The organism is Bradyrhizobium algeriense (assembly GCF_003062295.1).
Classification (GTDB): Bacteria; Pseudomonadota; Alphaproteobacteria; order Rhizobiales; family Xanthobacteraceae; genus Bradyrhizobium; species Bradyrhizobium algeriense.
Window position 1 is genome coordinate 285,164 of sequence record NZ_PYCN01000006.1, and the last position, 23,037, is coordinate 308,200.

Below are 23,037 nucleotides of genomic sequence, written 5' to 3' on the forward strand. Positions count from 1 at the left end.
TTGCTGAGGCATGGATTGCTTCGTCGCTTCGCTTCTCGCAATGACGGAAAGAACAAAGGCCGGGATTGCTCCCGGCCTTTTCGCCTGTTTGCATCACTCGTAATTTGCGAAGCTTACTTCGCCTCGGCCCGCTTCGGAGGCGTTGCCGGCCACGACTTCACCAGCGTGTCGTAGTCGACGGTTTCGCCCTTCGGCTTTTCGTTCGCCAGCTTGCGCTGGGGAGCGATGTTGCCGTCCTTTTCGGACTTGGCGAACCAGAACTCGGCCGTCTCCTTCTTGTTCAGCTTCGGCCCGCACTCCTTCTGCACGCCGGATTTCTCCAGACGTTCGAGCACCGAGTCCTGGGCTGCGGCCAGCGCATCCATCGCCGCCTGCGGGGTCTTCGCACCGGACGACGCATCGCCGATGTTCTGCCACCACAATTGCGCGAGCTTCGGATAGTCAGGCACGTTGTTGCCGGTCGGGGTCCACTGCACGCGCGCGGGCGAGCGGTAGAACTCGATCAGGCCGCCGAGCTTCGGCGCACGTTCAGTAAAGGACTTGTCCCAGATGTCGGATTCACGAACAAAGGTGAGACCGACATGGCTCTTCTTCAAGCTGACCGTCTTGGAGTTGATGAACTGCAGATAGAGCCAGGCCGCCTTGCGGCGATCGGGCGGGGTCGACTTCAGGAGCGTCGAGGAGCCGGCGTCCTGGTAGCCGAGCTTCATGCCCTCTTTCCAGTACGAGCCGTGCGGCGACGGCGCCATGCGCCACTTCGGCGTACCGTCCGCATTCACGACCGGGATACCGGGCTTCACCATGTCGGCGGTGAAGGCGGTGTACCAGAAGATCTGCTGCGCGATCGCACCTTGTGCCGGCACCGGTCCCGACTCGGAGAAGGTCATGCCCAGCGCCTGCGGCGGGGCATACTTCTTCATCCAGTCGAGATATTTGACGATCGAATAGACCGCCGCCGGGCCGTTGGTGTCGCCGCCGCGCTCGACGGATGAACCGACGGGACGGCAGCCTTCCATGCGGATGCCCCATTCGTCGACCGGCTTGCCGTTCGGGATGCCCTTGTCGCCGTTGCCGGCCATCGACAGCCAGGCGTCGGTGAAACGCCAGCCGAGCGAGGGATCCTTCTTGCCGTAGTCCATGTGGCCATAGACCTTGACGCCGTTGATCTCCTTGATGTCGTTGGTGAAGAACTCGGCGATATCTTCATAGGCCGACCAGTTCACGGGAACGCCGAGCTCGTAACCGTACTTGGCCTTGAACTTGGCCTTGTAGTCCGGATTGGAGAACCAGTCGTAGCGGAACCAATAGAGGTTCGCGAACTGCTGGTCGGGAAGCTGATAGAGCTTGCCGTCCGGACCGGTGGTGAAGGATTTTCCGATGAAGTCGTTGACGTCGAGCTGCGGATTGGTGACGTCCTTGCCTTCGCCGGTCATGTAGTCCGACAGGATCACGGTCTGGCCGTAACGGAAGTGCGTTCCGATCAGGTCGGAGTCGTTGATCCATCCGTCATAGACGTTCTTGCCGGACTGCATCTGGGTCTGCAGCTTTTCGACCACGTCACCTTCCTGGATCAGGTCGTGCTTGACCTTGATCCCGGTGATCTCGGTGAAGGCTTTCGCCAGCGTCCGCGATTCATATTCATGCGTCGTGATCGTTTCCGACACGACGTTGATTTCCATGCCCTTGAAGGGCGCGGCTGCCTTTTCGAACCACTGCAGCTCCTTCAACTGGTCGGCCTTCGACAGCGTCGAGGGCTGGAATTCGCTGTCGATCCACCTTTGATTGACGGCGTCGTCCGCACGAGCGGGTGCGGCAATCGTAACGGAAGCCGCGATCAGCGCAGCCGCGCTGGTCATCGTCAGAAAGCTCTCCTTGGTCAACGGACCGTTTCTTCCTCTCAAGCGTCGCATGTTGGATCCTCCGGTTGCAGCGACAAACACAAACTCAGGCCCGGGTTGATCCCGGATCTGTCTTTTTCCGCTGTTCAGACGGTGCGAAAAATCGCAACGGCCGAGACGAGCGAAATCACGGTTGCGAGCCACAGGCTCGATATTTCAACGCCCTCTCCGATCGGAAGCGTCAGAAGCGGGTCGATGCCGACAAAGGCAATCCACAGCAAGTGGATGACGGCGGCGAGCACCAGCGAAATGAACAGGCGGTCGCCGCGCGTGGTCGGAATGCGCAGCAAGCCGACGCGTTCGGCTTCGGGATAGGCGACCGCCAACCAGGTCATGACACCGAGCGTCAGCGCCAGCATCACGAAGAAGATCGCGGTTGGCAATGTCCAGGCCATCCATGCGATGTGTTCCATGGCTACACCCGTCCCAGCGCGAAACCGCGCGCGATGTAGTTGCGGACGAACCAGATCACCAGAGCGCCCGGGATGATGGTGAGCACGCCGGCCGCCGCCAGCAGGCCCCAGTCCATGCCGGCGGCCGAGACCGTGCGGGTCATGATCGCCGAGATCGGCTTGGCGTTGACCGAGGTCAACGTGCGCGCCAGCAGCAACTCGACCCAGGAGAACATGAAGCAGAAGAACGCGGCGACGCCGATTCCGCTCGCGATCAGGGGCACCAGGATCTTGACAAAAAAGCGTGGGAACGAATAGCCGTCGAGGAACGCGGTTTCGTCGATCTCGCGCGGCACGCCGGAGACGAAGCCTTCGAGAATCCACACCGCCAACGGCACATTGAAGATGCAATGCGCGAGCGCGACCGCCCAGGGCGTATCGAACAGGTTGATTGCCGAATAGAGATTGAAGAACGGCAGCGCAAAGACCGCCGCCGGCGCCATGCGGTTCGACAGCAGCCAGAAGAACAGGTGCTTGTCGCCGAGGAAGCGGTAGCGCGAGAAGCCGTATGCCGCCGGCAACGCCACCGCGATCGATATCACGGTGTTGATCAGCACATAGGTCAGCGAGTTGATGTAGCCGGAATACCAGCTCTCGTCGGTGAAGATGCGCTTGTAGTTCTCCAGCGTAGGCTGGTGCGGCCACAGCGTCATGGTAGTGACGATCTCGGTATTGGTCTTGAAGCTCATGTTGACGAGCCAGTAGATCGGCAACAGCAGGAAGATCAGGAACGACACCATGATGATGCGGCGGCCGGGAATCGAATTCATCAGGCGCCTCCCTGCTTGGCGGGACGCTCAGTCCCGGAGTTGGTCATCACGGTGTAGAAGATCCAGCACACGATCAGGATGATCAGATTGTAGACCAGCGAAAGTGCTGCGGCCTTGCCGAGGTCGAACTGCCCGAGCGCGATCTTCACCAGCTCGATCGAGACGAAGGTGGTCGAGTTACCCGGTCCGCCGCCGGTCACCACGAATGGCTCGGTGTAGATCATGAAGCTGTCCATGAACCGCAGCAGCACCGCGATCAGCAGCACGCGGTTCATCTTCGGCAGTTGTATTGCCTTGAAGACCGCCCAGCGCGAGGCGCCGTCGATCTGCGCCGCCTGGTAATAGGCATCGGGGATCGATTTCAGCCCGGCGTAGCACAGCAGCGCAACGAGGCTGGTCCAGTGCCAGACGTCCATCACGATGACGGTGGCCCAGGCGTCGAATTCGTTGGAGACGTAATTGTAGTCGATGCCGAGGCTGTTGAGCGTATAGCCGAGCAGGCCGATATCGGGCCGGCCGAAAATCTGCCAGATCGTCCCGACCACGTTCCACGGAATCAGCAGCGGCAGCGCCAGGATCACGAGGCATACGGCGACGGTCCAGCCCTGGCGCGGCATCGACAGCGCGACCACGATTCCGAGCGGCACCTCGATCGCGAGAATGATGGCCGAAAACAGCAGATTGCGGCCGAGCGAGGCCAGGAAGCGCCCGCCGAGATCGGTCGAGGGATCGAGCAGCTCCTTGAACCAGCCGACGCCATTCCAGAAGAACTGGTTGTTGCCGAACGTGTCCTGCATCGAATAGTTCACGACCGTCATCAGCGGCAAGACCGCGGAGAACGCGACCACCAGGAATACCGGCAGCACCAAGAACCAGGCTTTCTGGTTGATGGTCTTGTCCATCAGGCAACCCCCTCGACCAGACGGCTGTCGGCATAGACGTGAACATGAGCGGGATCGAACACGAGCCCGACCATGTTGTCGGGAACGGAAAATCCCGGAGGCACCCGGGCGGAAAACTTTGCGTCGCCGACGCGAACGCGGGCGAAGCGGACGCGGCCGAGATCGTCGATGCGCTCGATCGTGGCCGACAACAGCCCGGACGCGGGCGCCGCGACATGGAGGAATTCCGGTCGCACGCCAATCTCGATTTTCGCGCCTGCCGGAAGCACGCCGTAATTGCGATGCAAGCCGATGATATGGCCATCGACGCGCGCCTCGCGTCCGCTCACCGCGGCCGGCACGATGTTCATGCCGGGCGACCCGATGAAATAGCCGACAAAGGTATGCGCGGGCTTGTCGAACAGCTCTGCCGGCGTCCCGCTCTGCACGACGCGGCCGTCGTGCATGACGACGACGGTGTCGGCAAAAGTCAGCGCCTCGGTCTGGTCATGGGTGACGTAGATCATCGTGAGATCGAGCTCGCGGTGCAGCGCCTTCAGCTTCGAGCGCAACTGCCATTTCAGCTCGGGATCGATCACCGTCAACGGCTCGTCGAACAGCACCGCGGCGACGTCGGAACGGACCAGGCCGCGGCCGAGCGAAATCTTTTGCTTGGCGTCTGCGGTCAGCCGCGTCGCCTTGCGACCGAGATAAGGCGTGAGATCGAGCAGATCGGCGATCTGCTTCACCCGCGCATCGACCTCGGCATTCGCGACGCCGCGGTTCTTCAGGGGGAATGCAAGGTTCTGCCCGACCGTCATGGTGTCGTAGATCACCGGAAACTGGAACACCTGCGCGATGTTGCGCTTCTGGGTTGACAGCGGTGTGATATCGGCGCCGTCAAACAGGATTTTCCCGCGCGACGGCGTGACGATGCCGGAAATCAGGTTGAGCAGCGTGGTCTTGCCACAGCCGGACGGGCCGAGCAGTGCATAGGCGCCGCCCTGCCGCCAGGTCATGGTCACCGGCTTCAGCGCAAAGGATTCGAGGGCAGCGTCATTGCCGCCGTAGGAGTGCGCGAGATCGACGAGGTCAATGCGGGCCATGCTGCATCTCCCTCAATTGCTTTTATTTTTTGATGCGTTTTCTTCACGCGAACCGCTACGCACTTCGCTTGAAAACGCTATTTCCGGCGCGGCGACCAGACGGTCGGCGGCGTCGAACACGAAAACATTGTCGGGATCGAGCACGGCATCGAGCAAATGGCCGGGCTCGTATTCATGCACACCCGGCAGCACTGCAACCCAGTTGGAGGCACCGCGGTTGAGATGCACAAAACTTTCAGAACCGGTGATCTCGGTCACGGTGACGGTGGCGTGAAACGCGTGGCGGCCGGCGACGCCATTCGCCACTTCGAGCTGATGGGCGCGGAAGCCGACGCGATAGGGGCCGTCGGCGAGCGATGCATAGAGGCCGGTGGCCGGCGCCTGGATGCCGCCGGCATATTGCACAGAACCGTTCTTCTTCTCGATGCCGACAATGTTGAGCGGCGGATCGGAGAACACCTGCGCCACCCGCAGCGTATCGGGCTGGCGATAGACTTTTGACGTGTCGCCGGCCTGCAGAACCTTGCCTTGCCACATGCAGACGGTGTTGCCGCCAAGCAGCAGCGCTTCCGAGGGCTCGGTCGTCGCATAGACGAAGATCGCGCCCGACGCCTCGAAGATGCGCGGCAGTTCGGTGCGCAGCTCCTCGCGCAGTTTGTAATCGAGATTGGCGAGCGGCTCGTCCAGCAGAACCAGATCGGCGCCCTTGACCAGTGCACGCGCGATCGCGGTGCGCTGCTGCTGGCCGCCGGAAAGCTGCAGCGGCGTGCGCCTCAGATAGGGCTCGAGCCGCAGCAGCTTTGCGGCTTCCTGGACGCGCCGGTCGATCTCCTCGCGCGGCCTGCCCTGTACCCGCAGGGGCGAGGCAATGTTCTCGTAGACCGTCAGCGAGGGATAATTGATGAACTGCTGATAGACCATCGCGACCGAGCGCTGCCGCACGTCGAACCCGGTGACATCCTTGCCCTCGACAAGCACGCGGCCGGTCGTCGGCCGATCGAGGCCGGCAAGCAGCCGCATGATCGAGGTCTTGCCTGACAGCGTCGGTCCGAGCAGCACGCTCAGCGTACCGCGCTCAAGCGTCAGCGAGACATCGCGAATGGTCGCCATGCCGTCGACGGTTCGCGTGACATGTTCGAGCGTGACGCTCACGGTCGCCCTCCCGCTTCACGCAAGGGACGTTCGCCGGGGGCGCGATGGGCTTTGATCCACTCATCCAGCGCGGCAATTTCATCTGGCGACATCCGCAGCCCGAGCTTGGACCTTCGCCATACCACGTCATCGGCGGTGCAGGCCCATTCGTTCGACATCAGGTACCTGACTTCACTCTCCGTCAAGGTGGCGCCGAACGACTGGCCGAGCTCGGCCAATGATTTCGCGCTGCCGAGCAATTTTGTCGCACGCGTGCCATAGGCATGCGCGAGCCGGTTGGCATGCGCATGGCTAAGGAACGGATATTTCCGCGTCAGTTCCGCCGTCAGCGCGGCGACCGCCGAAACATCCATGTCGCCGCCGGGCAGCGGCGACTTGCCGGTCCAGCCTTCTTTCGCTTTGGCGCTACGCAAATAGGGCGCGAGCCGCTCCAGCGCTTCTTCCGCCAGGCGCCGATAGGTCGTGATCTTGCCGCCATAGATTGACAGCAGCGGCGCACCGCCGGGCGTATCGAGTTCGAACACGTAGTCGCGCGTCGCAGCTTTCGCTTCGCTGGCGCCGTCGTCATACAGCGGCCGCACGCCGGAATAGGTCCAGACCACGTCCGCAGGCAGCACCGGCTTTTTCAGGTACTCACTGGCCGACGCACAGAGATATTGAATCTCCTCAGGTGAGGCCTTCACCTTGGCCGGATCGCCGTCGTAATCGCGATCGGTGGTGCCGATCAGCGTAAAGTCGTCCTGATAGGGAATGACGAAGATGATGCGGCCGTCGGCGTTCTGGAACATGTAGGCGCGGTCATGCTCATAGAGCCTGCGCACCACGATGTGCGAGCCCTGCACCAGCCGCACTTTTGCGCGCGCATTGACGCCGGAGCCCGCTGACAGCACCTGTTCGACCCACGGCCCTCCGGCGTTGACCAGCGCGCGCGAGCGGATGGTGGTGCGCTCTCCACTGATCGTATTCTCGACGGTGACCTGCCAGATGCCGTCGACCTGCCTGATCTCGACCGCGCGCGAGCGGGTGTGGATTTCCGCGCCTCGATCGGCGGCATCGCGCGCGGTCAGCACGACGAGGCGCGCGTCATCGACAAAGCAATCGGAATATTCGAAACCGCGCTTGTAACGGTTGGCGATCAAGGGCTTGCCCACCTCGTCATGAACGAGATCGACCGAACGGGTCGGCGGCAAGAGATGGCGGCCACCGATATGGTCGTACAGGAACAACCCTAACCGGAGCAGCCAGGCCGGGCGCAAGCCGGAGTGGTGCGGCAAAACGAAACGCAGCGGACGGATAATGTGGGGCGCAATCTGCCAGAGGATCTCGCGCTCGATCAGCGCCTCGCGGACCAGCCGGAACTCGTAATATTCGAGATAGCGCAGCCCGCCGTGCACCAATTTGGTCGACCAGGACGACGTTCCGCTCGCCAAGTCGTTCATTTCACAAAGGAAAACGGAATTACCCCGGCCCGCCGCATCGCGCGCGATGCCGCAGCCATTGATGCCGCCTCCGATAATGGCGAGGTCGAATACCCTATCCACCGAAACGCTTCCCCGGCGATCGCCTCTTCACTTCGGCGATTTCACTTTCGGATGGGAGTTAATCACAACGAAAAACGAAAGCAAGATGAAAGCGTGGAACTTGGACCCGATTGGGGCACACTTTTGGACTAAGGGTGCTTTGTGGTCCGCGCCGACCGCACTACTTCAACCGCACCACCGTCGAAGCCGACTCGCCGCCCGGTTCATCGATATCGACAGCCGGCTTGTCCATCGCCTCGACTACCTCGATGCCGCGATGGCTGCAGATGCTGGCAAGCCCTGCCGGTAATGGAGCATCCGTCACGAAGGTCTGGATCTGGCTGAGATGGGCGATGCGCACCGGGGCGCTGCGGCGAAGTTTGGTCGAATCCGCGACCAGCATGACGCTGCGCGCATTGGCGATGATCGCCTGCGCTGCCTGCACCTCGCGATAGTCGAAGTCGAGCAGCGCGCCCTCCTCGTCGATCGCGGACGCGCCGATGATGGCGTAATCGACCTTGAACTGGCCGATCAGGCTGATCGCGGTCGAACCGATCACCGCACCATCAGCTCGGCGCACCGCGCCACCGGCCACGATCACCTCGATGCGCGGGTGCCGATACAACAGCATCGCGACGTTGAGGTTGTTGGTGATGACGAGCAAGTCCTCGTGCGAGGTCAGTGCGCTCGCGACTTCTTCCGTCGTGGTGCCGATGTTGATGAACAGCGAGCAGCCGTTCGGAATCCGCGACGCGGCGGCAATGCCGATCGCCCGCTTCTCCTCCGCCGCCACGAAACGCCGCGCCTCATAGGCCAGGTTTTCGACGCCGGAGGCGATGATGGCGCCGCCATGGATGCGGGTCAGCGAGCGCTGGTCGCAGAGGTCGTTGAGGTCCTTGCGGATGGTCTGCGCCGAAACCTCGAAACGCTTGGCGAGGTCCTCCACCATCACCCGGCCAAAGGCACGAGCGATGTTGAGGATTTCAGTCTGACGATGGGACAGTCCGGCCACGGCGGCACCCTTGAGATATGGACTTGAGATATGGGCCTGGGGCACAAAGTTGCCGTTATGGTGCGGCTGATTGGGGCTGCGGTCAACGAGGGAGATTGGCCGCAGGGGCGTTTGGCAGGGCGAAACAACGAATCCTGGTTAAGGCAACCGCCCCCGAAGCCATGCGAGCCGCACCATGCGCGGCCGCTCGACAAGGCAATTTGTCGCTGCAACACTGTAAACACAACCAGAAACGAATGGAGGAAACCATGAACATTGATCGTCGCCAGCTCGCCTTGCCCGTACTCGCACTTGGGCTTGGAATTGGGCTCATGAGCGTCGTCCCGGCTTTTGCCGGTGCGGACGAAGATGCCATTGCGAAGAACGTCGAAGCCTTCCGTGCGGGGCAGGCAGCCGGCAATGCCGAGGCGATCGCCTCGCTCTGCGCCGAGGAACTCAGCTACAGCCACTCGAACGCCAAGGTCGACACCAAGGCGGCGCTTCTCGATGGCATCACCAAGGCCAACTACAAATGGACGTCGCTCGAATACAAGGATCCGACGATCCGCGTCGTCGGCCCGACCGCCATCGTGCGCTTCAACTTCGTCGGCGAGCAGGAGTTCAACGACGGCAAGAAGACGCCGCAGAACCTGCACATCCTGATGAACTGGCAGAAGCAGGGCTCGGACTGGAAACTGCTGTCGCGGTCGGCCACCAAGCTCTGACGGCTGCAAGCTCTGACCTTTGCAAGCCGGTCGCTGGCGGTTACGCCGCCAGCGACATCCCGCTGGCTAGCCGCCGGGCCGCACGCTCGGCCTCGCGTGGGTTGCGGAATATCTGCCCTTCCAGCCGGTCGAAACGGTGCGAGGCGGCGAAGAACCGATAGCCGTCCGGACAGCGCACGATGATCCCCGCCGGCTGCGAGCCGACTTCGATGATAAAGGTGTCCGACATGGCCCAGCCTCTGATTTCTTCCGGGCTTACAACGGGTTGCACGGAGAATTGTTCCGCCTCCACCGTTGCGCCGTGAGGCCAAATTATGTCAAAGCTGGTCGCGGAATAGCTAGCGAATCGCTCAAATGGCTGGAGAACTGACATGATGCCGAAATTCGCGCTCTCGATGCTGGTTGCCCTTGCGGTTTGCGCGCCGCTCCAGGAGGCTGCGGCGCAGGAAAGCACGCTCGGGGGCGCGCTGTTCGGCGGCGCCGCGGGCGCCATTGTCGGCGGCGCGCTCGGCGGCGGCCGCGGAGCTGCGATCGGCGCCATCGTCGGCGCAGGCACGGGCGCGGCGATCGGCGCCCAAGGCGAGCCGCGGCCTGGCGGTTATCGCTACTATCAAGGCGGCTGCTACGTGGAGCAGCCCGGCGGCTGGCAGGAAGTTTCGCCGCGCTATTGCGGTGTCCAGGCGCAATACGCTCCGCCGCCGCCCCGGTATTATGACGACACGCCGCGCTGCATGCGCTATTCGAGCTATAATCCGCGCCGGGGCACGTTCATCGGCCGTGACGGCTACGAGCATCCCTGCCCGTAAGGTTCAGGTCTGTATGGCACCATCCGGCCGCACCGCCTGCGGCCGGCCGTCATCGTCGATCGAGACGTAGGTGAAGTTGCCGTCGGTCACCAGGATCGACTGCAACTCTTTGCGGCGCACGACCCAGGCCTCGAGATGGACCGTGATCGAGGTGCGTCCGACCCGCACCAGATGGCCGTAGACGGAGACGAGATCGCCGACATAGACGGCTTTGCGAAAGTTCATCGCCTCGATCGCGACCGTCACGGTGCGGGATTTCGCGATCTTGGAGGCGAACACGCCGCCGCCGATATCCATCTGGCTCAACAGCCAGCCGCCGAAGATATCGCCATTGGCGTTGGTATCGGCCGGCATCGCCAAGGTGCGGATGCAAAGATCGCCCCGCGGCTCGGTCTCGGTCGTGGGCGGCGCCTGCACATGCGTCTCCGTCACTTGAAATTCTCCCAGCCGGCATCCGGCGTAAACCTCTTGCCGAACTTGTCGGTCAGGGCATCCAGCGTCGAGACGACATTGTCCACACCGCGGGTTCGCGCATAGTTCAGTGGCCCGCCGCGGAACGGCGCGTAGCCGGTGCCGAAAATGACAGCGCCGTCGACCACATCGGCGTTGTCGACGATGCCCTCGCGTAAACAGGCGACGCAGACATTCGACATCGGCAGGATCAGCCGGTCGATCATCTCCGCCGACGGCTCCGAGATCGCCGACATGCCGCCGGTATCCGCCTTGCCGTCCTTCCAGGTATAAAAGCCCTTGCCGGTTTTGCGGCCGAGTTCGCCCTTGGCGACCTTTTCGCGCAGCCAGGCCGGCGTCGGCGGCAGCATGTCGCCGAACTTCGAGCGCAGCATGTCGCCGACATCGAGGCAGATATCGAGACCGACCTGGTCGGCCAATTCAATGGGGCCCATCGGCATGCCGAACTTTTTCGCGGCGGCGTCGATGACGGTCTTGTCGATCTTCTCGTCCAGCATCACCATCGCCTCCAGCATGTACGGCGTCAGCGCGCGGTTGACGAGAAAGCCGGGCGACGATTTTACGGGCAGCGGCAGGCGGTCGATGGCGCCGACAAAGGCCAGCGCCTCTTTCAGCAATTGCGCATCCGTACCGTCATGGCTGACGACCTCGACGAGTTGCAGCCGCGACACCGGATTGAAGAAGTGCAGGCCGAGCAGCCGCTCGGGCCTCGAGAGCGTGGTGCGCAGATCCTGCAGCGGAATGCTCGAGGTGTTGGTGGCGAGGATCGCGCCCGGCTTCATGACAGGCTCGAGCCCGGCATAGACCTTCTGCTTCAGCTCCAGCTTTTCCGGCACCGCCTCGATGATGAGGTCGGCGTTGCGGACACCCTCGGCCTGCATGTCCGGCATCAGCCGGTCGAGCGCATCGCGCACGGCGGTACGCTTGCGCAGGATTTTTCCGTAGAGATCGGCGGCGCGCTTGATCGCGCCCGCGATCGGCTCCGGCTTCATGTCGGCGAGCGTCACCCGAAAATCCTGGCCGGCGCACCAGGCGGCGATGTCACCACCCATCGCGCCCGCGCCGATGACGTGAACGTGCTCGATCTTGTTGCCGCTGCCTGCGAGCTTCTTCATCTGCTCGCGCAGGAAGAAGACGCGGATCAGGTTTTGTGCGGTCGGCGTCACCATCAGCCTGGCAAAGGACGTCTTCTCCGCGCTCAACATCGCCCGGCGGTCGCCGCCATGCTTCTCCCAGAGATCGATCAGCGCGTAAGGCGCGGGATAATGCGCTTCCGGCGCGGCCTTGGCGGCCTCCCTGCGCATGCGGCCGGCGAGGAAACCTCTGACCGGACCGAGGCTGAGAACATTGTTAAGCATCCCGGGCCGTGAGCGTTTCAAGCGGCCGGATACGGCGTCTTTCACCGCATACAGAACATGCCGCTCCTGCGTCACGGCGTCGACCAGCCCGAGCGATTTTGCCTTGCGCGCATCGATGGTCTTGCCGGTCAGCATCATCGGCATCGACTGCATCGGATTGACCAGCTGCGTGAACCGCACGGTGCCGCCGAGGCCGGGATGCAGGCCGAGCATCACCTCGGGAAAACCAAACCGCGCGTCCTCGATCGCAATCCGCATCTGGCAGGCCAGCGCCACTTCGAGGCCGCCGCCGAGGCAGAAGCCGTGGATCACGGCCACGCTCGGAACCCGCAGGGCCTCTAGCCGGTCGATCACCGCATGCGCGCGGCCGATCTCGCTCTCGACTGTGCCGGAGTCAGTCGCGCCGCGAAACGCATTGACGTCGGCGCCGGCAATGAAGCCGGATTTTTTGGCGGAACGAATGACGAGGCCGGTGGGACGCTGGCCTTCCAGCTCCGCCAGCACCTTGTCGAGTTCCTCGATCAGGTCCGCCGAAAGCGTATTGGCGCTGGTGCCTTCGCGGTCGAACAGCAGCCAGGCGACGCCGTCGGCATCGCGGGTCAATTTGAAGTTCTTGTACGGCCCTTCAGCATCGGGCTTCGGCCCGAGTTCGAGCACGCGATCGCCGAGAACGCCCATGATCTGTGAATCCATGATCACACCGTCTCTATCAGCATCGCGCCGCCCTGCCCGCCGCCGATGCATTCGGTGGCGATGCCGCGCCGTGTGCCCAACCGCTTCATGGCATTGACGAGGTGCAGCACGATGCGGTTGCCGCTGCAGCCCACGGGATGGCCGAGGCTGATCGCGCCGCCATCGACATTCAATTTGCTCTGGTCGAGTTCGCCGGCCGCGCCATCGAGTCCGAGAATTTCTTTACAGAATTTTTCGTCGTTCCAGGCGGCGAGGCAGCCCAGCACCTGCGTCGCAAACGCCTCGTTCAATTCCCAGGTCTCGATATCGGAAAGCGTCAGCTCGTTGCGCTTCAACAGCTCCGTCGCCGACAGCACCGGACCGAGACCCATGATGCCGGGATCGAGCGCCGACCACTGGCTGTCGAGAATGACCGCCTTCGGCGTTAGCCCATGCTTCGCCACGGCCTCTTCGGACGCGAGGATCACCCAGGACGCGCCATCGGTGATCTGCGAGGAATTGCCGGCGGTGACCTTGCCCCACGGACGCTCGAACACCGGCTTCAGTTTCGCCAAGCTCTCCGCCGTCGAGTCCGGCCGCACGCCGTCGTCGTGATCATAAAATTTCCCATCGCGAGCGAACGCGGTTTCGACCTCGCCCTTGAGCCAGCCTTGCGATTGCGCGTTCGCCAGCCGCTTGTGGCTTTCGGCGGCATAGGCATCCGACTGCGCGCGCGTGACGCCGAAGAGCTGGCCGACCACTTCGGCGGTCTGGCCCATGTTGAGTTCGGTGATGGGATCGGTGAGCCCCCGTTCCAGCCCGATGATCGGCTTGAAATAGCTCGGCTTCACCTTCAGCGCGGCCATGATTTTTGCGCCGATGCCCTTCGCGCCCGCAAGGCCTGCGAACCAGCGCACGCCCTGTTGCGGCCACACCAGCGGCGCGTGGCTCAGCGCTTCCGCGCCGCCGGCCAGGATCAGGTCGGAGACGCCCTCCCGGATGTAGCGGTAAGCCGTGTCGATCGACTGCATGCCGGAGCCGCAATTGATCTGCACGGTGAAGGCGACCATCTTCTCGCCCATGCCGAGCCGCAGCGCGGCAACGCGGGCCGGGTTCATTTCGTCGGCGATAACGTTGACGCAGCCGAGGATGACCTGATCGAAAGCATTGGGCGCGAAAGGCTGCCGCGCCAGCAGCGGCCGGCCGCATTGCACGGCGAGATCGACCGGCGTGAACGGGCCGGGACCGGAGCGCGCTTTCAGGAACGGCGTCCGGCTGCCGTCAACGATAAAGACCGGTCGCGCCATCAGCCCGCTGCCCTCTGCTCACCCAGTTCCTGGAAGAATTGATGCACGTCGGCGCCCTTCCTGTAAATCGGCGACAACGCCTCGGGCGCAAAATCGTCGACCTCGATCACCTTCGCAACGGCTTCATGCGCAGCCTGCAGCTTCTCGCCGTCGGCCTGCGTGATGACGCCCTTCTTGACCGCCTCTTTCCAGTCATGCAGGCGCGCGGCGCGCATCTGTTTGGAAGCTTCTTCTGCCGCCGTGACCAGAAGGAACGCCTTTTCCAGGCGGGCGATGCCGCCATCATCGTCGACCGCGGAAAGATCTGATGTCAGCCGGTCGCGCGCCGCCGATGGCTCCAGCACGAGCTGCGCGCATTGATGCACCACGCGGTCGGACGGACCGGTCACGCGCGCACCGAACGGCTGGATCAGGAATTTCAGGATGATTGCCACGAACCGGTTCGGCAGGTTGGCGAGGATTTCGGCAAAGCGGTTCTCGATGGTCTTGAAGCCGCTGGCCATGCACCATTGGAGCGCGGCGAAATCGGCTTGCTGCCGTCCCTCGTCCTGCCAGCGTTTTAACGCCGCCGACAACAGATAGAGTTCGGACAGGATGTCGCCGAACCGGGCCGAGAGCATTTCCTTGCGCTTGAGCGCGCCGCCGAGCGTCAGCAGTGCCATGTCGGCGCACAGCGCGAACGCCGAGGAGTAGCGCGAAAGCTGGCGATAGAACCGCGTTGCATCGCCGGCACTGGGCGCCGGTGCGAACAGGCCAAAGGTCCAGCTTCGGCCCCAGGCCCGGAACATGGTTCTAAAACTGTGGCCGACATGATTCCAGAAAGCCTTGTCAAAAGCATCGAGCCCGTTGGCGAGATCGGCTTCACCGAGCGCGTTCATCTCTTCGAGGAGATAGGGATGCGCGCGGATCGCGCCCTGCCCGAACACGATCAGATTGCGCGTCAGGATATTGGCGCCTTCGACGGTGATGCCGACCGGCACCGCGCGATAGAGGTTGCCCATGTAGTTCTGCGGGCCGTCGATCACCGCCTTGCCGCCATGGATGTCCATGGCGTCGTCGATCACAACCCGCATCCGATCGGTGGCGTGCAGCTTCATGATGCCGGAAATGACGGCGGGATGGTGCCCCTGGTTGAGCGCCGCACAGGTCAGCCGACGCGCGGCGTCGAGCAGATAGGCGGTGCCGGCGATACGGGCGAGCGGCTCCTCGATGCCTTCGAACTTGCCGATGGAAATGCCGAATTGCTCGCGGATGCGGGCATAGGCGCCGCTGGTGCGCGCCGCATAGGCAGCACCTGCGGCGGAGAGTGACGGCAGCGAGATGCCGCGGCCGGCGGCGAGCGCCGTCATCAGCATCTTCCAGCCCTGCCCGAGCCGTTCTTGTCCGCCGATGATGTAGTCCATCGGGATGAACACGTCGCGGCCCCAGTTCGGACCGTTCTGGAACACCTGCATCGCCGGCAGATGCCTGCGGCCGATCTCGACGCCGGGCAGATGGGTCGGGATCAGGGCCACGGTAATGCCGAGCTCTTCCTGATCTCCCACGAGATGATCGGGGTCATAGGCCTTGAAGGCGAGACCGAGCAGCGTCGCGACCGGCCCCAGCGTGATGTAGCGCTTGTGCCAGTTCAGCCTTAAGCCCAGCACCTCCCGCCCTTCGAAATTACCCTTGCAGATGATGCCGGTATCGACCATCGACGCCGCATCTGAGCCTGCTTCCGGGCTGGTCAGGCCGAAGCAGGGAATGTCGGCGCCTTCGGCCAGCCGCGGCAGCCATCTATCCTGTTGCTCCTTGGTGCCGAAACGCATCAACAGTTCGCCGGGCCCGAGCGAGTTCGGCACCATCACGGTGACAGCCGCGGTCAGCGAGCGCGAGGAAAGTTTTCGCACCACTTCCGAATGCGCATAGGGCGAGAAACCGAGCCCGCCAAATTCCTTGGGGATGATCATGCCGAAGAATTTGTGGCGCTTGATGAAGGCCCACGCCTCCGGCGGCAGGTCGCGCCATTCCCAATTGATCTTCCACTCGTCGAGCATGGCGCAGAGCTCGTCGACCGGACCATTGAGGAAGGCCTGTTCTTCCGCAGTCAGCGTCGCCGGCGCAACGGCCAGCAACTTCGACCAATCGGGATTGCCGGTGAAGAGATCCGCGTCCCACCAGACGTCGCCCGCCTCGAGCGCCTCGCGCTCGGTGTCGGACATCGCGGGCATAGCACCACGCGCGAAAGCGAAGATCGGCTTGCTGATGAAATCGCGGCGGAAGCTCATGGCGAACCCTCCTGGTCTGCGGCGCGAGGTCGCGCCCACCTGTGCCCAACGACGGCTTATTCTAGCTGAAAGCACGGGATTGGGGGACGTTTCGCGCCGAGAATGAAGCGAAATTGATAAACCGGGAGATAACGGCGGAGATCCCGGACCCGTTCCAATATGACCGCATTATCCAGCGTTTAGAAATTGGCGACGTTACCGGATGGTTGCCGTCTGGCGTGCCCGCCGGTCTCACCTGCGGGCACACCAGCGCTATGAATCACGCTTGTTGCGCCGTCGCTCGTTAGGGACGAACACGGCAAACACTTCCTTGACGCGAATGGCAGGCGTGACATCGCGGGTAAAGCGAAGCTCCACGGTGGTCCGGGTTTCCTCCACGCGAGGCGCGTAGAGCGCGCTGGCGTACAGCGATCCGTCAAACCGCAAATTGCTCTCGTCATCGGTAAGATAAGCATTCGAAATAAACAGAAAAACGAACAGCGTCGATCCTACGACGGTAAAATATTTGAATACGGGCATTGGTGCACAGGCTCTCCCTTTCTGGAAAAGGAGGGTGCGCCACGCGCCATAAAAGCCGGGTTTAGACGTGCCCAGCTTTTGCCCAAACGGTTGGCTGCGGATTGCCAGATTGTGGCGAATTTTAATGAACCGCCGCGGACGACCGTGGACATCGGTGTCTCACGGAAATTCGTGTCGAGCCCTGCCAAAGCTGGCGAAAAATCAGATTGAAAAATTGATTAACGAGACAGCCTGTTAAGGAGCGCCACGAGTTCGCCCTGGCGATGCGTGCCGGTTCTGTTGAAAATTGACTTGAGATGACTTCGGGCTGTTTCGACCGTGACACCCAGTTCGGCTGCAGCCGTCTCCATAGAACTGCCTGTCGCAAGCTTTCCCGCCAAATTGGCTTGTGCCGGCGTGAGCTCAAAGACTTTCCCAAGCATATCCGGATTGACGGTCGCAGCGCCTTCGAGATCGTTTAGTACGAGCACGGCGCGCGCGCCAAGAAACGGACTTCGCGCCGCCGGCGGAACGGGTAGCGCCTTCAGCACCAGAGGCCGTTTGCTTTCTCGCCTTACGATGATCGGATCGAGGCGACAAGCTTGCAGGTCCGACGTCTCTTTAAGCCGATCGATCACTTCGGACAATTCGGAATTGGCGCGGCTGTCGTGAAGCACCAGCCGATTGTTTCGAAGGAGGATTTCGTGGCCGACATAGGCCTCCATCCGCCGGTTCAAGCCGAGCAATCCTCCATGGCGATCAATCGCCAATGCAGGTCGTTGCACAAGATCAAGGGCGTTCGTCACGTTCAGGATTGCGGCCCGGCCAACCGCGTTGGAAAGCGTGGCGACTTCTGTAAGCCGGCGCGAAAGCTGCGACAACGCTTTCACCTCATCGCGCTCGAACATTCCTTCTTGAGGGGTGCGCTGAAGAGACAGTCCCCATAGGGCCGGACCAGCCCTGAAACCGACCGCGGCAAACCACTTCAATCCATATCCAGCGAGATTTGCGTAAAGCGGATCGCGCAGCATCTCGGCTTCCGATTTGAACAAATCGGCATCCGTAACCACGTCAGCGCCTGCCTGAAGAAGCGGAACACCTCGCGCGGCCCTTACGTCGGCCACGTGGAATTTATGGTGAAAGTAGTTGTCGATATATTCGGAGATGGCTTCGGTTCTTGGAATGTCTTCGGTTCGCACGTCGCCTTGGAGCATGGCCGCGCCCTTGGCATCGGCGGCCTGGCATATGTCCTCCATCAGTTCGGTCCAGACCAATGGGTCCAGGACGGCATCGCCGAGGCGTTTGCCGGCATCCTCTAGCTTTCGAACGTCAAACAAATTTCTGCCCCCTAAGACTCCATCGACCGACCGAACCAGTCTGCTTGAGTTTAGCGAAGGAGCAAGCGCCGAGCCCCGTTTTGCGGCCCGGAAAAGCGCGCAGTTAGAGAACATACAGAAAGGCTCACGGTATCAAAACACCACTATGCCGGCAGGCTGGAGCTGATGATTCCTCGGCTTCAGGCTGCGGACCGGCGGCTCTAAAATGATCAGGCGCCGGCGGGTTGCGCCGACGCCTGATCGCCGTATCGAGCAATCTGCAGAGCCAGTCGTCAACCCGGTCCTGCGCCTTGCGTCGCCGTATACACGGCGTAGAGCGACTGGCTGGCGGCCATGAACAGGCGGTTACGCTTGGGGCCGCCGAAGCAGATATTGCCGCACACTTCGGGCAGCCGGATGCGGCCGATCAGTTTGCCTTCCGGCGACCACACCGTCACGCCGCTATAACCCACCGCACGCCCGGCGTTGCTCGAACACCAGACGTTGCCGCTGACGTCGCAGCGCACGCCATCGGGACCGCATTTCACGCCGTCGACCATGAAATCGCTGAACCGCTTGTGGTTGGTGAGCTTGTTGTCGGTGCCGACATCGAACACGAACATGTCGCCCTTGCCGCCCGGACCGGTATCGCCCGGCCCCTTGCCGGTAGAGGCGACATACAGCTTCTTGTAGTCGGGCGAGAAGCAGAGGCCGTTGGGATCGGGCACCTGCTCCTCGGTCACCACGAGGTCGATGCGGCCGGAGGGATCGATGCGATAGCAATTGGTCGGCAGCTCGCGCTTGCCCGGCACGAAGCCAGCCGGCTGTCCGATCCGCGGATTGAGCTTGCCGCCGGAATTGCTCGGGCCGCCCGCGACGTCAGGCTCACCCTCATAGAGCTGCCCGCCATAGGGCGGATCGGTGAACCAGTAGCTGCCGTCCGGATGGGCGACGACGTCGTTGGGTGAGTTGAGCTTCTTGCCGTTATAGGAATCGGCCAGCACCGTCGCAGTGCCGTCGTGTTCATAGCGCACCACGCGGCGGGTGAGATGTTCGCAGGAGAGCTGGCGGCCCTGGAAATCAAACGAGTTGCCGTTTGAGTTGTTGGACGGCGTGCGGAAGACGCTGGTGTGACCATCATCTTCCGACCATCGCATCTGCCTGTTGTTGGGAATGTCGCTCCACAGCAGGTAGCGCCCCTGCGCGCTCCAGGCCGGGCCTTCGGCCCACAACAGCCCGGTGTGCAGGCGCTTGATCGCCGTGTTGGGCTGGGCGAGGTCGTTGAAGGACGGATCGACCGCGATGATGTCGGGGTCCCAGAAATAGGTGGTCGGGGCGCCGCGCGGACTGAAATCGCGCGGCGGATTGGTGATCGTAGACGGCGGCGCCACGGGACCGCTCTGGGCCAGTGCGCCGCCAACCCCCGCGACGGTGGCGCCGGCGCATACCGCCAGACCGTGGACAAGCGTTCGTCGTGAAATCGCGACCTCTGGATCGCGCTGTTGTGGATCGCACGGCTCCTGGCGTGTCATCGCATCCTCCCAATGTGTTCACCGGCCGTTGATCCAGCCTGGCAACTTGAGGTTAATCCGGACCGCGTCCGGTTGCGAGAGCTGCTTTCAATTCAGCTCCCGGTTCAAGCTTGCAGTCGAAAATGGCGTTACCTCGTCCAACGCATGTCTGGCGGGAGGCTCTGCCATCGTCGCGCTTGGGGCAATTGCCCACGTGGCGACAAGGTGGGCGGCGTGCTACTCATGCGCCGGTTCGTCGAATTCTCCGGCAAAGCCGTCTGTGCGCGGGACAAAACAAATGAAGACGCCGGCTCGACGAATATTGCATTGCACCGCTGCAACGCACGCCGGACGGCTTTTTGCTGCGAGCTTATCGTTGGCGGTTTGGACCAATACGGCCGCGGCCAATCAGTCGGCCAACATCCCCGCCCCATCTCCAAACAAACTCGAGCGCATCACCGAGTTTTTCAACAATGAGGTTGCGACCGGGAAGTTGCCGGGCGCCGTCGTACTGATCCAGCAGCACGGCAGGCCCGTCTATCTGAAATGCTTCGGCGTCCAGGATGTCGACACCAGAATTCCGATGACAGCAGACACGATCTTTGCGCTTCATTCGATGACGAAGCCGATCACCAGTGTCGCGGCGATGATGTTGATCGACGCAGGCAAGCTCTCGCTCGCGGACCCTGCCTCAAAATTCATTCCGGCATTCGCCGACGTCAAGGTGGGAGTAGCGTCGGTAGCGGCCGACGGAACACCCTTTCTGAAGCTTGTCCCGCCAGATCGGCCGGTGACCATTCTGGATCTGCTACGCCATACGTCGGGCATCACGTACGACTATATCGGCGGCAAGCTGATCATGAAGGCCTATTCTGAATCAGGCCTTTTCGATGGGCGCTACAACAACAAGGTGTTTTCCGATCGCATCGCCAGATTGCCTTTGGCGCGACAACCCGGGACGCTTTGGCGCTACGGGCACTCAACCGACGTCCTCGGGCGCATCATCGAGATCGTATCCGGACAGACACTCTATCAATTTGAAAAGCAGCACATCTTCGATCCGCTCGGCATGACCAGCACGAAGTTCGTGCTGGAAAGTGACGAGGAACGCGCGCGGATGGCAGAGCCGCTGCCAAGCGATACCATCCTGAAACTCGCGGAGACTCAACGTCGCGCCCATCCGGAATGGGAGTCCGGCGGCGGCGGACTGGTCTCGACCCTGAACGACTATGCGCGTTTTGCCCAAATGATCCTCAACGGCGGAGAACTCGACGGCAAACGCTACCTCAGCCCGGCAGCGTTCAGATCGATGACGTCAGATCATGTCGGGCCGGACTCCGGCGTTGCGCGGGATTATTTCTACTTTCCCGGCGACGGCTTCGGCTACGGTTACGGCCTTGCGGTACGCACCGATCCGGGAAATGCCAAGCCGCCGTCACCAGGCTCAATCGGCGAACTGAAATGGGATAGCGGCAGCGGCACCTCCTTCGGTGTCGATCCAAAACTGGATATGATTTACATCCTGCTGGAGCAGACCCAGAACGAACGTGGACGCATCACGCCTGTGTTCAAGAAACTGGTTTACGACGCGTTTGCCACGACCGATTGATCTGACAGCATCGCATCCGCAATCACTTCTTGTTGGCCGCTTCGCGCTCGATAAATGCGACCTCTACGCCCTTCTTCAGGAGCCTTGCCAGCTTGTCGGCGTCCCAGTTGGTGAGGCGCACGCAGCCATTGGATGCTGACTTGCTGACTTTCGATGGGTTGGGAGTCCCGTGAATGCCATATCCTTCCGCTGAAAGTCCGATCCATTGGGAGCCTACGGGATTGTTGGGGCCGGGCTTGATCTTGAAGGCTCGTTTGGATTTGACTCCCTTGAACTTGTAATCCGGGTTGTAGCGATAATACGGATTTGCATCGATCGAGATTACCTTGAGGACGCCGCCAGGGCTCGGCTTCTCCTCGCTTCCCACGGTCGCGGGAAAGAACGCGATCAGTTCGGAATTCGCGAAGGCCTTGACGGTTTGGGACATCTTGTCGACCTCGACACGCGTCACGGCTGACTTGCTCTCCTTGATCGCGACGTTCATCACCGCGATCGTTTGACCGGCCTCGTCGAATTTCTTCCCGGGGTTGAGAGCCGCGAGCAAGGCCTCGCTCATGTGAAACCTTTCGGCGATGGCCTCGCGCGGGCTGGTGTAGTCCAGCGAGTTCAGGCCCTTCAGGTCTTCCATCTTCGCAGGCAGCTTCTTCAGGAACGGCCCTTTGACGTCCTTCTCCGTGATCTTGTAGTCGACGACGATCGGGTCCGATCCGGCAGCCAGCAAGGCACTCCAGACTTCGGACGTCAGCGGCAGTTTGCTCACGGCCAGGCCTTTGGATTCGGCGAACGCCCTCAGGGCTTTTTCGGCGTTCTCGCCCAGCTTGCCGTCGATCTCGCCGGGCGAGAAATTGGCGCGGGCGAGCAGCACCTGCGCCTTGACGATTGCGGGATTGATCTTGTCGTCGCTCGGCAGCTTGCCCTTGAATTCCGCGTTGTTGATCGCCGCCGCATCGAGGCCCGCCAAGGCCGGAGAGGCGAGACAGACGAGCAGCATCACCCCGGCGAACAAGCGGACCATCGGGAAATCTCCAAAATACTGTCTGATAAAGATTTGGACGGTGCGGAGTTCCGTGACGCCTGGGTAAACGCTCAATCCGGCCGGATCATCTCGAACATGTTTTCCGGCTTGATCTCGAAATAGTCACCGCGGCGGCCGGCGCGGACGATCGGATGGGCCAGCCCGGTCTGGTAGACGCCGTCATGGATGAAGGCCTTGTCGATGTGTACGGCGACGACCTCGCCCAGCGTCAGCCAGGCATGCGCCTTGTCGCCATTGGCACCCTGCAACTGGACGATCTGCGTCACCTTGCATTCGAAGGCGACCGGGCTTTCCGCCACGCGGGGCACGTTGACGAGCTTGCAGGGCGCAGCCGTCAGCCCTGCGATCTTGAACTCATCGACATCGCGGGCAACGTGGGCCGCCGTTGCATTCATCTGCTTCGCCAGATCCATGGTGGCAAGATTCCAGACGAATTCGCCGGTGTCCTGGATATTGCCGGCGCTGTCCTTCCAGTTCGTCGAGGAGAAGCCGATGATCGGCGGGTGATAGCAGAAGGCGTTGAAGAAGCTGTAGGGCGCCAGATTGACGTTGCCGCTGCCGTCGCGCGAGGAAATCCACCCGATCGGGCGCGGCGCAATGATGGCGTTGAAGGGGTCGTGCTTGAGGCCGTGGCCGTTTTTCGGCTCGTAGAAATGCAGGTCTTTCTGGCTCTTGGCGTCCATTCCGGTTC

21 protein-coding genes are annotated in these 23,037 nt (G+C 62.1%); 3 read left to right on the forward strand and 18 right to left on the reverse strand.

What is annotated here, in order from left to right:
* Nucleotides 1-113 precede the first annotated feature (113 nt).
* From C7G61_RS15740 to C7G61_RS15775, 8 genes are all read right to left on the reverse strand, one after another.
* Nucleotides 114-1,910 carry an ABC transporter substrate-binding protein gene (locus C7G61_RS15740; protein WP_108515638.1) on the reverse strand — a complete coding sequence of 599 codons (1,797 nt, stop codon included), beginning with the start codon at nucleotides 1,908-1,910 and terminating at the stop codon, nucleotides 114-116.
* 74 nt (nucleotides 1,911-1,984) lie between these two features.
* A complete protein-coding gene (locus C7G61_RS15745; RefSeq protein ID WP_108515640.1) occupies nucleotides 1,985-2,311 on the reverse strand; it encodes a DUF2160 domain-containing protein in 327 nt (108 codons plus the stop codon).
* Between the two features lie 2 nt (nucleotides 2,312-2,313).
* Entirely contained in the window at nucleotides 2,314-3,120 is an 807-nt protein-coding gene (locus C7G61_RS15750; RefSeq protein WP_108515642.1) for a carbohydrate ABC transporter permease, read from the reverse strand.
* Nucleotides 3,120-4,022, reverse strand: a complete 903-nt coding sequence (locus C7G61_RS15755) for a carbohydrate ABC transporter permease (RefSeq protein ID WP_108515644.1) — start codon at nucleotides 4,020-4,022, stop codon at nucleotides 3,120-3,122. The genes C7G61_RS15750 and C7G61_RS15755 overlap by 1 nt, the downstream gene beginning before the upstream one ends.
* On the reverse strand, nucleotides 4,022-5,107 hold the full coding sequence (locus C7G61_RS15760; RefSeq protein ID WP_108515646.1) for an ABC transporter ATP-binding protein: 1,086 nt from the start codon (nucleotides 5,105-5,107) through the stop codon (nucleotides 4,022-4,024). Before C7G61_RS15760 ends, C7G61_RS15755 begins: the two co-directional genes overlap by 1 nt.
* Before the next feature lie 12 nt (nucleotides 5,108-5,119).
* Nucleotides 5,120-6,259, reverse strand: coding sequence for an ABC transporter ATP-binding protein (locus tag C7G61_RS15765; RefSeq protein WP_108515649.1), 1,140 nt, complete (start codon nucleotides 6,257-6,259; stop codon nucleotides 5,120-5,122).
* A complete protein-coding gene (glpD, locus tag C7G61_RS15770; RefSeq protein WP_108515651.1) occupies nucleotides 6,256-7,800 on the reverse strand; it encodes a glycerol-3-phosphate dehydrogenase in 1,545 nt (514 codons plus the stop codon). Before glpD ends, C7G61_RS15765 begins: the two co-directional genes overlap by 4 nt.
* A 160-nt stretch (nucleotides 7,801-7,960) precedes the next feature.
* A complete protein-coding gene (locus C7G61_RS15775) occupies nucleotides 7,961-8,791 on the reverse strand; it encodes a DeoR/GlpR family DNA-binding transcription regulator (RefSeq protein ID WP_108515743.1) in 831 nt (276 codons plus the stop codon).
* 248 nt (nucleotides 8,792-9,039) lie between these two features.
* Between C7G61_RS15775 and C7G61_RS15780 the strand changes: the two genes are divergently transcribed.
* Nucleotides 9,040-9,495 carry a nuclear transport factor 2 family protein gene (locus tag C7G61_RS15780; protein ID WP_108515654.1) on the forward strand — a complete coding sequence of 152 codons (456 nt, stop codon included), beginning with the start codon at nucleotides 9,040-9,042 and terminating at the stop codon, nucleotides 9,493-9,495.
* 40 nt (nucleotides 9,496-9,535) lie between these two features.
* Here C7G61_RS15780 and C7G61_RS15785 read toward each other — a convergent pair whose 3' ends face one another.
* The gene (locus C7G61_RS15785; RefSeq protein WP_108515656.1) at nucleotides 9,536-9,724 is read right to left on the reverse strand and encodes a hypothetical protein; all 189 of its coding nucleotides are present in this window, start codon (nucleotides 9,722-9,724) and stop codon (nucleotides 9,536-9,538) included.
* A 142-nt stretch (nucleotides 9,725-9,866) separates the two neighbouring features.
* On the opposite strand from C7G61_RS15785, the gene C7G61_RS15790 reads away from it, so the two are divergent.
* The gene (locus C7G61_RS15790; protein WP_108515659.1) at nucleotides 9,867-10,301 is read left to right on the forward strand and encodes a BA14K family protein; all 435 of its coding nucleotides are present in this window, start codon (nucleotides 9,867-9,869) and stop codon (nucleotides 10,299-10,301) included.
* 3 nt (nucleotides 10,302-10,304) lie between these two features.
* Here the strand turns inward: C7G61_RS15790 and C7G61_RS15795 are convergent, their stop codons facing one another.
* From C7G61_RS15795 to C7G61_RS15825, 7 genes are all read right to left on the reverse strand, one after another.
* Nucleotides 10,305-10,733: an acyl-CoA thioesterase gene (locus tag C7G61_RS15795; protein ID WP_108515661.1), complete on the reverse strand. Its 429-nt coding sequence runs from the start codon at nucleotides 10,731-10,733 to the stop codon at nucleotides 10,305-10,307.
* Nucleotides 10,730-12,823: a 3-hydroxyacyl-CoA dehydrogenase NAD-binding domain-containing protein gene (locus C7G61_RS15800; protein WP_190241837.1), complete on the reverse strand. Its 2,094-nt coding sequence runs from the start codon at nucleotides 12,821-12,823 to the stop codon at nucleotides 10,730-10,732. The genes C7G61_RS15795 and C7G61_RS15800 overlap by 4 nt, the downstream gene beginning before the upstream one ends.
* A 2-nt stretch (nucleotides 12,824-12,825) precedes the next feature.
* Entirely contained in the window at nucleotides 12,826-14,109 is a 1,284-nt protein-coding gene (locus tag C7G61_RS15805) for an acetyl-CoA C-acetyltransferase (protein WP_108515666.1), read from the reverse strand.
* Complete coding sequence (locus C7G61_RS15810) at nucleotides 14,109-16,376, reverse strand: acyl-CoA dehydrogenase (protein WP_108515668.1); 2,268 nt, start codon at nucleotides 16,374-16,376, stop codon at nucleotides 14,109-14,111. The genes C7G61_RS15805 and C7G61_RS15810 overlap by 1 nt, the downstream gene beginning before the upstream one ends.
* A 252-nt stretch (nucleotides 16,377-16,628) precedes the next feature.
* A complete protein-coding gene (locus tag C7G61_RS15815; RefSeq protein WP_108515670.1) occupies nucleotides 16,629-16,895 on the reverse strand; it encodes a hypothetical protein in 267 nt (88 codons plus the stop codon).
* A 218-nt stretch (nucleotides 16,896-17,113) separates the two neighbouring features.
* Entirely contained in the window at nucleotides 17,114-18,211 is a 1,098-nt protein-coding gene (locus tag C7G61_RS15820) for a helix-turn-helix transcriptional regulator (RefSeq protein WP_108515672.1), read from the reverse strand.
* Nucleotides 18,212-18,483: 272 nt separating this feature from the next.
* Complete coding sequence (locus C7G61_RS15825) at nucleotides 18,484-19,722, reverse strand: SMP-30/gluconolactonase/LRE family protein (protein WP_108515674.1); 1,239 nt, start codon at nucleotides 19,720-19,722, stop codon at nucleotides 18,484-18,486.
* A gap of 277 nt (nucleotides 19,723-19,999) precedes the next feature.
* Here C7G61_RS15825 and C7G61_RS15830 point away from each other — a divergent pair, with 277 nt between their 5' ends.
* On the forward strand, nucleotides 20,000-21,310 hold the full coding sequence (locus tag C7G61_RS15830) for a serine hydrolase domain-containing protein (RefSeq protein WP_108515676.1): 1,311 nt from the start codon (nucleotides 20,000-20,002) through the stop codon (nucleotides 21,308-21,310).
* Nucleotides 21,311-21,332: 22 nt separating this feature from the next.
* On the opposite strand, the gene C7G61_RS15835 is transcribed toward C7G61_RS15830, so the two are convergent.
* The gene (locus C7G61_RS15835) at nucleotides 21,333-22,325 is read right to left on the reverse strand and encodes a L,D-transpeptidase family protein (RefSeq protein WP_108515679.1); all 993 of its coding nucleotides are present in this window, start codon (nucleotides 22,323-22,325) and stop codon (nucleotides 21,333-21,335) included.
* Between the two features lie 71 nt (nucleotides 22,326-22,396).
* Nucleotides 22,397-23,029, reverse strand: coding sequence for a flavin reductase family protein (locus C7G61_RS15840; protein ID WP_108515681.1), 633 nt, complete (start codon nucleotides 23,027-23,029; stop codon nucleotides 22,397-22,399).
* Nucleotides 23,030-23,037: the final 8 nt, after the last annotated feature.